This is a genomic window from Burkholderia sp. LA-2-3-30-S1-D2 (assembly GCF_001523915.2).
GTDB lineage: Bacteria > Pseudomonadota > Gammaproteobacteria > Burkholderiales > Burkholderiaceae > Burkholderia > Burkholderia diffusa.
The window spans coordinates 1,265,745-1,280,913 of record NZ_CP013383.1 but is presented as its reverse complement, the minus strand read 5'-3'; the positions used below and the strand labels follow the sequence as shown (position 1 = coordinate 1,280,913).

The following is a 15,169-nucleotide window of genomic DNA, read 5'->3' as shown; positions in this document are numbered from 1 at the left end:
GGGGCGTCGTGCTTTCCTGTTCAGGCGACGCTACGCAACGCTGCGCAGCGCCTCGCTCGCCGAACGCGCGGCATGACGGCCGGCCTGCCGGCCGAAGAACGTCGCATCGGCCAGCGACAGCCCCGAACTGTACCCGGCGCCCCAGCGCGGAAGCCCGCAGCTCGTGCGGCCGGCCGCATAGAGGCCCGCCACCGGCACGCGCATGGCGTCGAGCACCTGCCCGGTCGGCAGCGTGTCGAGCCCGCCCAGCGTGAAATGCGGATAGAACGCGTAGTCGATCCGGCAATCGAGCGCGACGAACGGCGGCTCGATCAGCGGCGTCAGCCACTTCTTCGCCTTGTGGAACAACGGATCGACGCCTTCGGCCGCGTGGCGGTTGTAGACGTCGACGGTCGCCGTCAGGGTGCCGGCCGGCATCTGCAGGTCGCGTTCGACTTCCTCCCATGTCTCGCCCGCCGCCGCGATGCCGATCCGCGCGATCGCGGGCGGCTCCTGATAGGTCGCCTGGTCGACCAGCAGGTAGATCCGGTCGTCGGCCTGGTGGAACGCGTGATGGCCGGTGCGGCCGTGATAGCCGTCCTCGTTGATGAAGCGCTGGCCGCGCGCGTTCACGAAGATCCCGCGGATCAGCGATTCGGGCGCGTAGAACGGCAGGCTGACGAAACCCTGGTCCATGTGGATCGCGGCCCCGCCCGCGCTCTGGCCGAGCAGGATGCCCGAGCCGTCGTCGCCCGGGCTGCCGATCGGTTCGTCCGAGCGCAGCAACTGCGGCGCGTGCCGGCGCACCATGTCGCGGTTCATCGCGAAGCCGCCCGCGCACAGGATCACCGCGCGGCGCGCCCGCACGCATGCCGTCTCGCCGTACGCGCGCAGCACGACGCCGCGCACCGCGCCGGCATCGTCGACGATCAGCGCCAGGGCGCGCGTGTCGTAGCGTGTCGACACGCCGAGCGCCTGCACGCGCCCGGCCAGCACGCGCATCAGCATCTGCCCGCCGCCCCAGCCCGGCCATTGCGGTGTGTGCCCGCGCGGGCACGGCTTCGCGGCCTCGCTGAACGGCCAGGCCTCCTCGCTGCCGGACCAGATCAGGCAATCGTCCGTTTCCGGTTCGACGATCCGCTCGGCGATGAACGTGTTCTTGTACGTGAGGCCCTGCGCGACGAGCCAGTCGTGATGCGCGAGGCTCTCGTTCGCGTAGAGACGCACCTTCGCCTCGTCCGCGTCTCGGCCGCCCGCGAGCATCAGGTAGCGGTACAGGTCCTCGGTATCGTCGCTGAAGCCGGCCTGCCGCTGCGCAGGCGTGCCGCCACTGCCGCCGAGGTAGATCTCGCCGCCGGACAGCGCGCTCGTGCCGCCGTAGCTCGACGCGCGCTCGACGATCAGCGTGTCGGCGCCGGCGCTCGCGGCTTCGATCGCCGCGCACGCGCCGGCCGCGCCGAAGCCGATGATCACGACGTCGTGTTCGGCGTCCCAGCGACGCACGTCGCGGACGTTCAGGGGGCGGGTCAGGGAATAGTCGGATGGCATCGCGTAATGGTTCTGCGTGAAGGGAATGGGTGAAAGGCGGTGGTCGTGGCGAAGCACCGCCGGGCAGGCAGCCCGACACGGACGTCGGCGCGTTGTCGATGCGAGCGCTCGAGAGCGCGCATGCGAGCCGCGCCGGGTGTCGTGGGCGGAAACTCGAACGACGACGGGAAACCGGATGGGCGACCCGCGGCGCATGTATCGCGGTGCGCCACCCGGTCTGTCCGCGAGGACGCCGCCGCATCGCGACGGCTTCCGGGCGACATCGAATCGGCGCGGCGCACGGCCGCGCCAGCGTCACATGCCGCGCAGCGCGGCGAAGCCGAAGTGCGACGGATCGATCGGTACGCAACCCGTCGGCAAGCCGTTCGAGTCGACCGAGCGGCATTGCAGGATGCCGGCCGCATACGGCGGCGACGGGACCTGCTCGGCACCATATCGCGCCACCACCATGGCCGCGAACGTGCCTATCGCCAATACGCACAGCTTGCGAGTCGTCAGTCTCATGATCGTCGTCCCCTCCGGTTGGCCGCTATCGCGGTTCGTATCCGGCGACTGACCACGTGCGACGGCGCCGGATGACTGCACGGTAGCCAGCGCCGGCCCGCCAGCCATCGTCCATTTCGACTAGGGGCAAACACGAATCGCGCTTCATGCGGCGCACCGCACTGCAGCATTACTGCGAGATCGGTTCGACTGAAACACCCGCAAACCGTCTGCCCCGGCTTGTTGCGATCGGCCGCGTCACCGTCGGCCGCATGCCGTGCATCCGTCGCTGCATCGCAGCATCGGACGTTGCGCCGCCGTCGGCCCCGGTGTTTTCCCCGATCCTTACCCTGCTCCGTATGGATGATGAGCATCGATCGGTCCGATGCGAACCTGCGCGTCAACGTCGCAACGCCGCCGCGTCCGCGCTCGCGGCGCCGCAAACGCTTTCCGTTCACTCACGGGAGTACCGCATGACCGATTCGAATCCCCGCCACGCGCTGTACGAACTTGCGTGCCGTTACGCGCAAGCCGTCGATCGGCGCGACTGGCCGCGCCTCGCCACCCTCTTCACCGCCGATGCGCAACTCGACGGCCCCGGTTTCCGCTTCGACGACCGCGACGCGATCGTCGCCGGCATGAGCGTGATCGAGCGCTACGAGACGACCCAGCATCACGTGCACAACCAGCTCGTCACGCTCGACGGCGGCGAAGCCGATGTCGAGACCTACGGCGTCGCGTGCCACGTCTATGTGCGCGAAGGCGTGAAGCGCAAGCTCGACTGGGGGCTGCGCTATCGCGACCGCTGCGTGTTCGACGGCGGCACGTGGCGCTTCGCCGCGCGCACGCTGCACGTCGACTGGTCGCAAGACCTGCCGCTGGAGGGCTGAACGATGCGCTCGCCCCTCCCCCTCGCCGGCCGCACCGCGCTCGTCACGGGCGGCGCCGGCGGCATCGGCGCGGCCTGCGCGCACGCGCTCGCCGCCGATGGCGCGGCCGTCGTGCTGATGGGCCGCCGCCGCGACGCGCTCGAACGCACGCAGCGGCATCTGGCCGAGGCAGTGCCCGGCAGCCGCGTCGCGATCCATGCCGGCGACGCCTGCGACGACGCCGACCTGCAGGCCGCGCTGGATACCGCATGGGCGCTCGACGGCCGTCTCGACATCGTCGTGCCGACCGTCGGCGGCGCCGGGTTCCGCCCGCTGCTGATGCACGACGCCGACAGCTTCCGCGCGGAAATCGACCTGAACCTGTCCAGCGCGTTCGCCGCGATCCGTCACGCCGCGCCGCGGCTCGCCGACAGCGGCGGCGGCTCCATCGTTTGCATCTCGTCGACCGCCGCGCAGATCAATTTCCGCTGGCTGACCGCGTACTGCACCGCGAAGGCCGCGCTCGAGGCGCTGGTGCGCGGTGCGGCCGAGGAGCTGGCCGGCGCGAAGATCCGTGTGAACGCAGTGCGACCGGGCCTCACGCGCTCCGAAGCCACCGCCCCGATGTTCGACGACCGTGCGCTGGTCGACAGCTTCCTCGAACAGATTCCGCTCGGTACGCTCGGCGAACCGGAAGCAATCGCGCATGCGGTGCGCTATCTCGCGGGCCCCGAGTCGGGTTGGGTCACCGGCCAGAGCTTCGCGGTCGACGGCGGCCACGAGCTGCGCACCAACCCGCGCGTCGACGCCACGATCGCGCAGATCTACGGCGCGGCCGCGCTCGACGCCGTCAAGGCCGGCCGCGCGCCGGGCGCCGCATGAGCGCCCGCCTTCTTTCAACGTCGCAGGAAATCGAACCCAACATGAATCGAGTCGCAAACAAGGTCGTGCTGATCACCGGCGCGGCGAGTGGCGTCGGCCGCGCCGATGCGCTGTTGCTGGCCGCCGAGGGCGCGCGCGTCGTGCTCACCGACATCGACGAGGATGCGGGCCGCGCGCTCGCGCGCGAAATCGGCGATACCGCGCTGTTCGTGCGCCAGGACATCGCCGACGAGGACGGCTGGCGGCACGCGATCGCATCGACGCTCGACCGCTTCGGCCGCCTCGACGTACTCGTCAACAACGCGGCGATCTGCCCGGTCGGCTCGATCGAGGACACGAGCCTCGACACCTGGCGGCGCGTGCTGCGCGTCAACGCGGACGGCTATTTCCTCGGCTGCAAGTACGCGATCGGCGCGATGAAAGGCAACGACACGCCGGGATCGATCGTGATGATGTCGTCGGTCGCCGCGCTCGGCGGGCTGCCGATGATGTGCGCGTACACCGGGTCGAAAGGCGCGGTGACGGCGCTCGCGCGCAGCGTCGCCGTGCACTGCAAGCGCAGCGGCTACCGGATCCGCTGCAACTCGATCCATCCGGACGGGATCTGGACGCCGATGACGCAGGCGCTGATGCCCGATCTCGATCCAACCGCACTCGGCATCGGCAGCGATCCGATGGCACGCATGTGCGATCCGCGGGACGTCGCGAATCTCGTGCTGTTCCTTGCCTCCGACGAATCGCGTTTCGTGAACGGCGCGGAGCTGCGGATCGACAACGCGCAACTCGTTTCGTCACTGTGATGCGGCTCATGGCTTTTTCGTTCGAAGGAGTGTTGTGGTGATTTCATTTACCGGCAAGACAGTACTGATCACCGGCGGCGGCGCGGGCATCGGCCGCGCGTGCGCGGAAGGATTCGGCGCGGCGGGTGCGCGCGTCGCGGTGGCCGAGCTCGACCCCGCTCGCGCGCAGGACGTGCGCCAGGCGCTCGAAGCCGCGGGTGTCGACGCGCTCGTCGGCGTCGTGGACGTCACGCGCCGCGACGAGGTCGACGCATTCGCGCAGACGATCGACGCGCGCTTCGGCGGCCTCGACGTGCTCGTCAACAACGTCGGCGATTTCCTGCAGATCGCGAAACCGTTCGACGATCATACCGACGACGACATCGCGCGGCTGTTCGACGTGAACCTGCGCCAGGTGTTCGTCGTCACGCAGGCGATGCTGCCGTTGCTGCGCAAGCGCGGCGCCGGCAGCAGCATCGTCGGCGTGTCGTCGATCGAGGGCTTCCGCGCGATTCCGAACTGTACGGTCTATGCGTCGTTCAAGACCGCACTGACCGGTTTCACGAAAAGCCTCGCGCTCGAACTCGGGCCGGCCGGCATTCGCGTGAACCAGATCGCGCCGGAGACCACCGAGACGCCGCAGGTGCCCGTGAGCGCGATGGTCGCGGCGGAGCATCGCGCGCACATCCCGCGCTGGATTCCGCTCGGGCGCTTCGGTGCCGCCGGCGACATCGCGGGCGCCGCACTGTTCCTCGCGAGCCCGCTCGCCGCGTGGGTCACCGGCACGACGCTGCACGTGGACGGCGGCGCGCTCGCGGCGGCCGGCTGGTACCGCGACCCGAACGGTTTCTGGACCAACATGCCGGTCGTCACGGGCAACGGCTTCAACTTCTGAGCGCACTTCCGTACGGCTTCATCCGTTCAATCGTCGGTTCAATTCATGCGGCGCGCCTGCGCCGCCCTCGGAGACACCATGAACATCCTGATCATCGGCGGCACCGGCCTCATCGGCGGCCACGCCGCGCTGCATCTGCGCGCGCAAGGCAACGACGTGACGCTCGCCGCCCGCAAGCCGCCCGCGCCTGGCAGCGCGCTCGCGCAATTCGACGTGCTGTTGCGCGACTACGTGGCCGGCAACTTCACGCGTGACGATCTCGCGCCGTTCGACGCGGTCGTGTTCGCGGCAGGCAACGACATTCGCCACCTGCCGCCCGGCACCGACGAAGCCGCGCACTGGGAACGCGCGAACGTCGACGCGGTACCGCGCTTCTTCGCGTTCGCGCGCGACGCGGGCGTGAAGCGCGCGGTGCTGGTCGGCAGCTTCTATCCGCAGGTCGCGCCGGCACTCGTCGACACGGTGCCGTACGTGCGCTCGCGCCATCTCGCGGACGAACGTGTGCGCGCGCTCGCGTCGCCGTCGTTCGCGGTGTGCAGCGTCAATGCGCCGTTCGTCGTCGGGTCGGTGCCGGGGCTGCGCAACGAGATGTTCGCCGCGTACACGGGCTATGCGCAGGGCAAGCTCGCCGGCCTGCCGGTGTACGGGCCGGCCGGCGGCAGCAACTTCATCTCGACGCAGTCGCTGTCGGAAGCGATCTGGGGCGCGCTGCAACGCGGCGCATCCGGCAAGGCCTATCTCGTCGGCGACGAGAACCTGAGCTTCGCCGACTATTTCGCGGCCTTCTTCCGCGCGGCAGGCAATCCGCAGCCGGTGCCGTCGCTCGACCAGGAGCATCCGCTGCTGCCCGATATGGCGATCTATACGGGGCGCGGCAACGTCGTGTCGTACGAACCCGATCCGGCCGATATCGCGCTGCTGCGCTACCGGCGCGGCGACGTACAGCGCGCGGTGAACGAAGTGGTCGCGCAATGCGGCGCGTGAGCGCACTGCCCGTGCAACACGCGCCACGCTGAAACGAAGCAGAAACAAAAACGTCCCGCCGCCGGCGATGCATGCCGGCGGCGGGACGTTCATGCCACCACGTCGTTACTTCGTTACTTCGATTCGGATCGTCAGCCGCCGATGCGCTGTTCGATCTTCTTCATCGTGTCGGTCAGCTCGGTGGGCAAACGCAGCTTCAGCGTGTCGAACAGCGCCGCATGCAGCTTCAGCTCCTCGCGCCATTCGTCGGCGTTCATCGACGTCACAGCCTCGAACTGCTCGCGCGTGAAGTCGAGCCCGTTCCAGTGCAGGTCGTCATAGGCCGGCGACACGCCGAACGCATGTTCGCCGCCGCCGCCGTTGCCCTCGAGGCGATCGAGCATCCACTTCAGCACGCGCATGTTCTCGCCGAAGCCCGGCCACACGAACTTGCCGTTCGCATCCTTGCGGAACCAGTTCACGCAGTAGATCTTCGGCAGCGTCGCGCCGGCGCCTTCGATCTGCTTGCCGATCTTCAGCCAGTGCGCGAAATAATCGCTCATGTTGTAGCCGCAGAACGGCAGCATCGCGAACGGGTCGCGGCGCACGACGCCCTGCTGGCCGGCTGCCGCGGCGGTCGTCTCCGAGCCCATCGTCGCGGCCATGTACACGCCTTCGATCCAGTCGCGCGCCTCGGTCACGAGCGGCACGGTCGTCGAGCGCCGGCCGCCGAAGATGAACGCGTCGATCGGCACGCCGGCCGGGTCTTCCCAGTCCGCGTCGATCGACGGGCATTGCGATGCCGGTGCCGTGAAGCGCGAGTTCGGGTGCGCGGCCTTGCGGCCGGTTTCCTTTCCGATCTCCGGCGTCCACGGGTTGCCCTGCCAGTCGGTCAGCGTCGCGGGCGGCGTGTCGGTCAGGCCTTCCCACCACACGTCGCCGTCTTCCGTCAGCGCGACGTTCGTGAAGATCACGTTTTCCTTCAGCGTCGAGATCGCGTTCGGGTTGGTTTTCACGCCCGTGCCCGGCGCGACGCCGAAGAAGCCGGCTTCCGGGTTGATCGCATACAGGCGCCCGTCGCGGCCCGGCTTCAGCCATGCGATGTCGTCGCCGATCGTCGTGACCTTCCAGCCGTCGAAACCCCGCGGCGGGATCAGCATCGCGAAGTTGGTCTTGCCGCACGCGGACGGGAACGCCGCCGCGACGTGATACTTCTTGCCGGCCGGCGACGTCACGCCGAGGATCAGCATGTGTTCGGCGAGCCAGCCCTGGTCGCGGCCCATCGTCGACGCGATGCGCAGCGCGAAACACTTCTTGCCGAGCAGTGCGTTGCCGCCGTAGCCCGAGCCGAAGCTCCAGATCTCGCGTGTGTCGGGGAAATGCACGATGTACTTGACCGGGTTGCACGGCCACGGCACGTCCTTCTGGCCTGCTTCGAGCGGATGGCCGACGCTGTGCACGCACGGCACGAATTCGCCGTCCTCGCCGAGCACGTCATAGACGTCGCGGCCCATGCGCGTCATGATCCGCATGTTCGCGGCCACGTACGGGCTGTCGGAAAGCTCGACGCCGACGTGCGCGATCGGCGAGCCGAGCGGGCCCATCGAGAACGGCACGACGTACAGCGTGCGGCCGCGCATCGACCCGCGGAACAGACCGTTCAGCGTCTCGCGCATTTCTTCCGGCGCGATCCAGTTGTTGGTCGGGCCGACGTCGTCGGGCGATTCGGTGCAGATGAAGGTGCGGTCCTCGACGCGCGCGACGTCGGACGGATCGGACTGCGCGAGATACGAGTTCGGGCGCTTCGCCGGGTTCAGGCGCTTGAGCGTGCCCTGGTCGACCATCGCCTGGCACAGCGCGTCGTTTTCTTCCTGCGAGCCGTCGCACCAGACGACGCGATCGGGCTCCGTGAGCGCCGCGATACGCGACACCCAGTCGATCAGTTTGCGATGCTTGACGAATGCCGGGGGAGCGATCAGCGGGCCGTGCGTCGCTTTGGCCAGGTTGTTTTGCGACATGGGAATGTCTCCAGACTATTGGGCGGGGATGGGGGATGCGGGACGAGCCCGCGAGATGGGGAATGCGGTCGGAGCGCAGGATGCAGCGACGCGCAAGGCGGCACACGCGAGCGGAGCGCGTGTCGATGCCGCGATGCGGGCGAGAGAATGTGATGTCTCGTATGAGCGTGCGAACGCGAGTTTCGCCATGCAAGCAACCTGCCGTACAACTCCATGCCGGCCAGCATACCATCGCCGTTATTGGGCGGGCGTTGCGTTGCAACAAGAAACAACTGTGACGACGCGCCGGCATGCCGCTTGCCGGCATGTCCTTTTTACTGCGCCGACGCGTGAGCTTTGGGGACGAAACGGCTGGAACATCCGTCCTGCAAGGGTTTCGCGAAAACGGAAAAATCGCGCGACATGCTCGCATGCGATGCACGCGAACATGTCGCGGCGCAGATTCGCGTTTTCGCTACTCAGGCAAACCCTGAATTAGGTTGCGTACACAAACATCCATCGCGCATGCGTTGTGTACGCTACCGCTCAAAACGGCGCGCCCGGCAATCCGGGGTAATACGCGCCTGCCGCCATCCCGCCGTCGACGGACAGTTCGGCGCCGTTGCAGTACGACGCTTCGTCGCTCGCGAGAAACAGCGTCGCACGCGCAATTTCGTCAGGCAAGCCGACGCGCTGCAGCGGCACGTGCGTGTAGTGCTTGTTGATCTCGTCGAGCGGCGCGCCGGTCGGGTTCGACATCGCGGTGTTGACGCCACCGGGATGAATCGAATTCACGCGCACGCCCTGGTGGCCGAGTTCGAGCGCCGCCACCTTCGTCAACCCGCGCACGCCCCATTTGCTCGATACGTAGGCGGCCAGCGCGTTGACGCCGCGCAGCCCGTCCACCGACGAGATGTTGACGATCGATCCGCTCTTCTGCGCGATCATGCGCGGCGCGATCGTGCGGATGCCGACGAACGTGCCGACGAGATTGATCGATACCGCGCGCTCGAAATCACGTTTCGACAATTCGGTGATCGCACCGAACATCAGCACGGCCGCGTTGTTCACGAGCACGTCGATACGGCCGAACTGCTCGACGGTCGCATCGACGACGCGCGCCCAGTTCTGTTCGTCGCTCACGTCGAGGCGCATGAAGCGTGCCGCGTCGCCGAGTTCGCGCGCGAGCGCCTCGCCTTCCGCGTCGAGCACGTCGCCGATCACGACGCGCGCGCCCTCCGCGACGAACAGCCTGCATGTCGCGGCGCCCATCCCGCGCGCGCCGCCCGTGACGATCGCCACCTTCCCTTCCAGTCGACCCATGTCGTTTTCTCCTCGATGCTTTCCGATTCCGGTTTGCCGGCCGCGACGCGCTGCCACGTGCATCGGTGCCGGCCCTTGATGTGCGTCGCGTTCGCCGTCAGCCCCAATACGCCTGCCCGCCGTCGAGCGGCAGCGTGGCGCCCGTCAGGTACGCGGCGTCGCGGCTCGCGAGAAACACGATCGCGCGCCCGATGTCCTGCTCGCAGTCGCCCACGCGGCCGAGCGGGATCGTGCGAAAGAACGCCGCCGCTTCGTCCGGGTTCGCGTCGATCCAGCCCTTCAGCCCCGGCGACAGCGCGTGCGGCGCGACCGCGTTTACGCGAATGCCGTCGGCGCCCCATTCGCACGCGGCAGCACGCGTGAGCGCGCGAATCGCTTCCTTGGTCGCCGCGTAGGCCCCATAGCCCGACGCGTCCCAGCGCACCGCGGCCGACGACGCGAAATTGACGATCACGCCCTCCCCCTTCAGATGCGGATGGCACGCGCGCATCATTCGCAGCGTCGCGATCGGCCCCGACTCGAGGCCCGCGAGAAAATCCGTGTCGGTCACGTCGAGCAGGCGGCCGAGCGGCACGACCTGCGCGTTGTTGATCAGGATCTGCACGCCGCGAAACCGCTCGACGACCGCATCGACGCACCGCGCGATCTGCGCGGCGTCCATCACGTCGCACACGAACGGCTCCGCGATACCGCCGCGCGCGCGGATCGCATCGCAAGTCGCGACCAGCTTGTCGCGCGTGCGGCCGACCACGGCCACCTGCGCGCCTTCGCCCGCGAGCGCGAGCGCAATGCCTTGCCCGACGCCCTGCCCCGCGCCCGTCACGAGCGCGACCTTGCCTTCGAGGATGCCCATGTGCGCTCCTTTAAGCGACGATCGCCGGATGAGCCTGCACGGGCCCGCCAAGCAGTTCGCGATACGACGGCGGCTGCTTGCCGTCGAGATCCGCGATGCCATACTGCAGCGCGGCTTCCGCGCCGACCAGCACCTGCCCCGACAACGCCATGCGCTGCGGATCGGCGTGGATCGCATGGATCACGCGACCGGTGAATTCCGGGCTTTCGGCGACGAGCGAGAACTCCTTGTAGAGGTCCGGATGCTCGTCCCACACGCGCGTCGTGCGCTCGGTTCGCAGCGGCCCCATCCAGATCGACACGGCCGCGACGTCGAACGGTTTCAGGTCGACGGCCATGTCCTTCGCGAACTTGTCGACGCCGGACTTCTGCGCGCCGTACGCGGCGCCGTGCATGTAGCAGCTCGCGCCGAACGACGACGTGAACGCGATCAGCCCGCTGCGGCGCTTCGCCATCAGCGGCGCGGCGTGCCAGCTCGCGACGTACGCCGAGCGCAGCCCGACGTCGAGGATGTTCACGAGGTCGAGCGACTTCTCCCAGAACGGGCCTGGCAGGATTAGCTGGTCGTGCAGATAGGTCGCGTTGTTGACGAGGATGTCGAGTCGCCCGCTGTCGCGTTCGACGCGCTCGAACAGCGCCTTCACTTGTGCGTCGTCCGCGTGGTCGCACGCGACGGCGATCCCGCGGCCGCCGAGCGCGTCGATTTCGCGCGCGGTTTCGTGGATCGTGCCGGGCAGCGGCGCGTCGCCTTCGTTCTGCGAGCGCCCCGTCACATAGACCGTCATGCCGGCCGCGCCGAGCGCGCGCGCGATGCCTTTGCCGGCACCGCGCGACGCGCCCGTCACGACGGCGACGGGCGCCTCGTTGTTCTGTGCCATCTTCGATGTCTCCTGGGGAATGTTTTCAACCTGAGTGGGTCGTGCGCGTCGTCACGCAGCAGGCGGCTGCGCGCCGGCGAACAGCACGCCCGGCGCATCGCCGTCGTAGCGGGCGGACAACGTCGACGTGACGACGCAGCGGGTGGCCGCGATCTTCCATTCGCCGTCGACCTTCCGGTATTCGTCGTCGTAGGTCGCGCCGAGCTGCGTGAGCGTGCGCGCGTTGGTGTCTAGCATCTGGTAATGCAGGCCCCACGTGCCGCGCGCATGCGTGTCGTCGAGCACGGTGATGTCGGGATTCACGCCGTGGTGCATCTCGACGATGTGCGGATGGCAGCCGAGCCGCTCGAACACGTCGACGAGCGCATCGCGGTGGTCGAACGTGCCGATTCGGCCGTAGTCGATGTGCACCGCGCCGGGCGCGAAGCAGTCGCGCATCCCTTGCGGATCCTTCCGGTCGCAGCACGTGAAGTAGCGCGCCTTCAGGCGGCGGATCGCGTCGGCGTCCTCCAGCCTGCGCACGCGCGCTTCCATTCGTTCGATCGGGGTCATGCCGTCTCCTTGGTCTCGTGTGCGCGGATCGAAGCCGCGTCGACGCCACGTTACAGGCGCACGGGAGGCCGGCCATCACCTGTTTGGATGAACCCCGATGCCGCGTATCGGCGAACTTGAACGCAGCTCCCGCGGCGTTCGTCCGAACAGACGATGTGACGCAGGCGGCTTCATTCCTACCATCCGATGACACCACCACGAGACACGGCGATGGACGAGACGACCCGCACGCTCCACGAGTACGAGCAGATCCGCCAGCTGAAGTACCGGTATTTCCGCGCGGTCGATACACACGACTGGTCGCTGCTCGCGCAATGCCTGACCGAGGACTGCGAGGCGCGCCTGTACGGCGGCCGCTATGCGTACGACGGCCGCGACGCATTCGTGTCCAGCCTGCGCGAACTGCTCGGCAAGCCGACCTTCCTGACGATGCATCACGGCCACCACCCCGAGCTCACGCTGGTGTCCGCCGATCATGCGTGCGGCGTGTGGTTTCTCGAGGATCATTCGATCAATCTAGAGGACAACTACCTGATTCACGGCACCGCGTTCTACGACGACCAGTACGTGAAGCACGACGGCGTGTGGCGTATTCACGCGACGCGTCACGAGCGCCTGTTCGAAACCGTCACGTCGCCGATTCCGCCGTCGTTCACGCTGACCGCCAACCGCTTCGCACCGGGCGCGCACGACGCGGCCGGTGCGACCGATCCGGCCGTCAACGCTTCCTGAAACCCGGCGGCAGCGCCGCCGACCTCGTCATCCCCTTTGGAGCCGGAGCAATGGAGAAAGTCATTTATGTGTTGTGGCGCGATGCGCAGGCCGCGCCCGAACAATGGAGCCGCAGCGTGCGCGCGCAGCTCGCCGACAAGCTGCTGTCGCTAGGCGCGCACGGCGTGCAGGTCAACGTTGCCGACGCCGATGTCGCGCCGGCCGCCGGCCTGAAGCAGACCAACACGCACCCGGGCATCGACGGTATCGTCGCGGTGTGGATCGACAGCGCGAACCCGATGTTCCGCCAGAAGTTCGACGACGCGGTGCGCGCGATCGTCCCGCACATGGCCGCGTATCTCGTCACGGAATCGCAGCCGATTCCGAACACGCGCTTTCCGGCGCGGCCCGGCGAGCGCACGAGCGGCTTCTCGCAGCTCGCGTTCCTGAAGCGCCCGCCGCGCCTCACGCATGAAGCATGGCTCGACGTATGGCACGGCCATCACACGCGCGTCGCGATCGACACGCAGGACAACTTCCTGTACGTGCAGAACGTGGTCGTGCGCGCGCTCACGCATGCGGCGCCCGGCTACGACGCGATCGTCGAGGAATGCTTCCCGGCCGCCGCGATGAGCGATCCGTACGCGTTCTTCGATGCAGTCGGCGACGAGGAGAAATTCCAGCGCAACGTCGGGGAGATGATGGACAGCTGCGGACGCTTCATCGATTTCGACAAGATCGACGTGGTGCCGACGAGCCAATACGTCGTGAAGGCCGTGCGCGGATAAAAAAAACGCCAACCCGTCATGAACGGGTTGGCGTCGTGCCGCGGGTATGACGATTACGAGAACTGGTTCATCGTGTTGTCCTTGCCCGCTGCCTTCAGCGCTGCGTCGCCGCTGAAGTATTCCTTGTGGTCGTCGCCGATATCCGAGCCGGACATGTTCTGGTGCTTGACGCACGCGATGCCCTGACGGATTTCCTTGCGCTGCACGCCCGCCACGTAACCGAGCATGCCCTGTTCGCCGAAGTATTCCTTCGCGAGGTTGTCGGTCGACAGCGCGGCCGTGTGGTACGTCGGCAGCGTGATCAGGTGGTGGAAGATGCCTGCTTCACGCGATGCATCGGCCTGGAACGTACGGATCTTCTCGTCGGCGAGCTTGGCCAGTTCGGTCTCGTCGTACTCGACGCTCATCAACTGCGCACGGTCGTATGCCGACACGTCCTTGCCCTCTGCCTTCATCGCGTCGTACACCTGCTGACGGAAGTTCAGCGTCCAGTTGAACGACGGGCTGTTGTTGTACACCAGCTTCGCGTTCGGGATGACCTTGCGGATTTCGCTGACCATGCCGCCGATCTGCGCGATGTGCGGCTTTTCGGTTTCGATCCACAGCAGGTCGGCGCCGTTCTGCAGCGACGTGATGCAGTCGAGCACGCAACGCGCTTCGCCCGTGCCGGCGCGGAACTGGAACAGGTTGCTCGGCAGGCGCTTCGGACGGAGCAGCTTGCCGTCGCGCTTGATGACGACGTCACCGTTGCCCAACTGGTCGGCCGACAGCTCTTCGCAGTCGAGGAACGCGTTGTACTTGTCGCCCAGGTCGCCCGGCTCGTTCGTCACGGCGATCTGCTTGGTCAGGCCGGCGCCGAGCGAGTCGGTACGGGCGACGATGATGCCGTCGTCCACGCCCAGTTCCAGGAACGCGTAGCGGATCGCGCGGATCTTCGCGAGGAAGTCCTCGTGCGGCACGGTGACCTTGCCGTCCTGGTGGCCGCACTGCTTCTCGTCGGACACCTGGTTTTCGATCTGGATGCAGCACGCGCCCGCTTCGATGAACTGCTTGGCCAGCAGGTACGTTGCTTCGGCGTTGCCGAAACCGGCGTCGATGTCGGCGATGATCGGCACGACGTGCGTCACGTGGTTGTCGATCTTTTCCTGGATGGCGGCCTTGGCAGCGGCGTCCTTGGCAGCATCCAGCTCGCGGAACAGGCCGCCGAGTTCACGTGCGTCGGCCTGGCGCAGGAACGTGTACAGCTCGCGGATCAGCGCGCTGACCGACGTCTTTTCGTGCATCGACTGGTCCGGCAGCGGGCCGAACTCCGAGCGCAGCGCGGCGACCATCCAGCCCGACAGGTACAGGTAGCGGCGTTCGGTGCTGTTGAAGTGCTTCTTGATCGAGATCATCTTCTGCTGGCCGATGAAGCCGTGCCAGCAACCCAGCGACTGCGTGTACTTGGACGGATCGGCATCGTACGCGGCCATGTCGGCGCGCATGATCTTCGCGGTGTACTTCGCGATGTCGAGGCCCGTCTTGAACTTGTTCTGGGCACGCATGCGGGCGGCATACTCGGGATTGATGGCATTCCACGCGCTGCCGTGGTTTTCCTTCAAGCCAGCCACTGCCTTGATGTCGTCTTGATATTGGGACATGTCAATCTCCTGGGAACGAAGCGCATTTGA

The 15,169-nt window shown here is 67.5% G+C and carries 15 protein-coding genes; 7 read left to right on the top strand and 8 right to left on the bottom strand.

What is annotated here, in order from left to right:
* Window positions 1-30: 30 nt before the first annotated feature.
* Together WS66_RS06010 and WS66_RS06005 are read right to left on the bottom strand one after the other, a co-directional pair.
* Complete coding sequence (locus WS66_RS06010) at window positions 31-1,527, bottom strand: FAD-dependent oxidoreductase (protein WP_059600482.1); 1,497 nt, start codon at window positions 1,525-1,527, stop codon at window positions 31-33.
* 294 nt (window positions 1,528-1,821) lie between these two features.
* Window positions 1,822-2,031, bottom strand: coding sequence for a hypothetical protein (locus tag WS66_RS06005; protein ID WP_059600595.1), 210 nt, complete (start codon window positions 2,029-2,031; stop codon window positions 1,822-1,824).
* A 452-nt stretch (window positions 2,032-2,483) separates the two neighbouring features.
* On the opposite strand from WS66_RS06005, the gene WS66_RS06000 reads away from it, so the two are divergent.
* The 5 genes from WS66_RS06000 (at window position 2,484) to WS66_RS05980 (ending at window position 6,419) form a co-directional block, all read left to right on the top strand.
* Entirely contained in the window at window positions 2,484-2,900 is a 417-nt protein-coding gene (locus WS66_RS06000; protein ID WP_059600483.1) for a nuclear transport factor 2 family protein, read from the top strand.
* A gap of 3 nt (window positions 2,901-2,903) precedes the next feature.
* On the top strand, window positions 2,904-3,761 hold the full coding sequence (locus tag WS66_RS05995) for an SDR family NAD(P)-dependent oxidoreductase (protein WP_059600484.1): 858 nt from the start codon (window positions 2,904-2,906) through the stop codon (window positions 3,759-3,761).
* Window positions 3,762-3,802: 41 nt separating this feature from the next.
* Window positions 3,803-4,561, top strand: coding sequence for an SDR family oxidoreductase (locus WS66_RS05990; RefSeq protein ID WP_059600485.1), 759 nt, complete (start codon window positions 3,803-3,805; stop codon window positions 4,559-4,561).
* A 40-nt stretch (window positions 4,562-4,601) separates the two neighbouring features.
* Window positions 4,602-5,435: an SDR family NAD(P)-dependent oxidoreductase gene (locus WS66_RS05985; protein ID WP_208450401.1), complete on the top strand. Its 834-nt coding sequence runs from the start codon at window positions 4,602-4,604 to the stop codon at window positions 5,433-5,435.
* Window positions 5,436-5,513: 78 nt separating this feature from the next.
* Window positions 5,514-6,419: an NAD-dependent epimerase/dehydratase family protein gene (locus tag WS66_RS05980; RefSeq protein WP_059600486.1), complete on the top strand. Its 906-nt coding sequence runs from the start codon at window positions 5,514-5,516 to the stop codon at window positions 6,417-6,419.
* A 131-nt stretch (window positions 6,420-6,550) separates the two neighbouring features.
* Here WS66_RS05980 and WS66_RS05975 read toward each other — a convergent pair whose 3' ends face one another.
* The 5 genes from WS66_RS05975 to WS66_RS05950 all read right to left on the bottom strand — a co-directional run bounded on the left by WS66_RS05975 (window position 6,551) and on the right by WS66_RS05950 (window position 12,000).
* Window positions 6,551-8,416, bottom strand: a complete 1,866-nt coding sequence (locus tag WS66_RS05975; RefSeq protein WP_059600487.1) for a phosphoenolpyruvate carboxykinase (GTP) — start codon at window positions 8,414-8,416, stop codon at window positions 6,551-6,553.
* A gap of 525 nt (window positions 8,417-8,941) precedes the next feature.
* Complete coding sequence (locus tag WS66_RS05965; RefSeq protein ID WP_059600488.1) at window positions 8,942-9,718, bottom strand: glucose 1-dehydrogenase; 777 nt, start codon at window positions 9,716-9,718, stop codon at window positions 8,942-8,944.
* A gap of 97 nt (window positions 9,719-9,815) precedes the next feature.
* Entirely contained in the window at window positions 9,816-10,571 is a 756-nt protein-coding gene (locus WS66_RS05960) for an SDR family NAD(P)-dependent oxidoreductase (protein ID WP_059600489.1), read from the bottom strand.
* A 10-nt stretch (window positions 10,572-10,581) separates the two neighbouring features.
* Entirely contained in the window at window positions 10,582-11,448 is an 867-nt protein-coding gene (locus WS66_RS05955; protein ID WP_059600490.1) for an SDR family NAD(P)-dependent oxidoreductase, read from the bottom strand.
* Between the two features lie 51 nt (window positions 11,449-11,499).
* Window positions 11,500-12,000 (bottom strand): nuclear transport factor 2 family protein, encoded by a 501-nt coding sequence (locus tag WS66_RS05950; RefSeq protein WP_059600491.1) that lies wholly within the window; start codon window positions 11,998-12,000, stop codon window positions 11,500-11,502.
* 210 nt (window positions 12,001-12,210) lie between these two features.
* Here WS66_RS05950 and WS66_RS05945 point away from each other — a divergent pair, with 210 nt between their 5' ends.
* Window positions 12,211-12,732, top strand: coding sequence for a nuclear transport factor 2 family protein (locus WS66_RS05945; protein WP_059600492.1), 522 nt, complete (start codon window positions 12,211-12,213; stop codon window positions 12,730-12,732).
* A 50-nt stretch (window positions 12,733-12,782) separates the two neighbouring features.
* Window positions 12,783-13,499 (top strand): EthD domain-containing protein, encoded by a 717-nt coding sequence (locus WS66_RS05940; protein WP_059600493.1) that lies wholly within the window; start codon window positions 12,783-12,785, stop codon window positions 13,497-13,499.
* A gap of 53 nt (window positions 13,500-13,552) precedes the next feature.
* Here the strand turns inward: WS66_RS05940 and WS66_RS05935 are convergent, their stop codons facing one another.
* Window positions 13,553-15,139, bottom strand: a complete 1,587-nt coding sequence (locus WS66_RS05935) for an isocitrate lyase (protein WP_059600494.1) — start codon at window positions 15,137-15,139, stop codon at window positions 13,553-13,555.
* Between the last annotated feature and the right edge of the window lie 30 nt (window positions 15,140-15,169).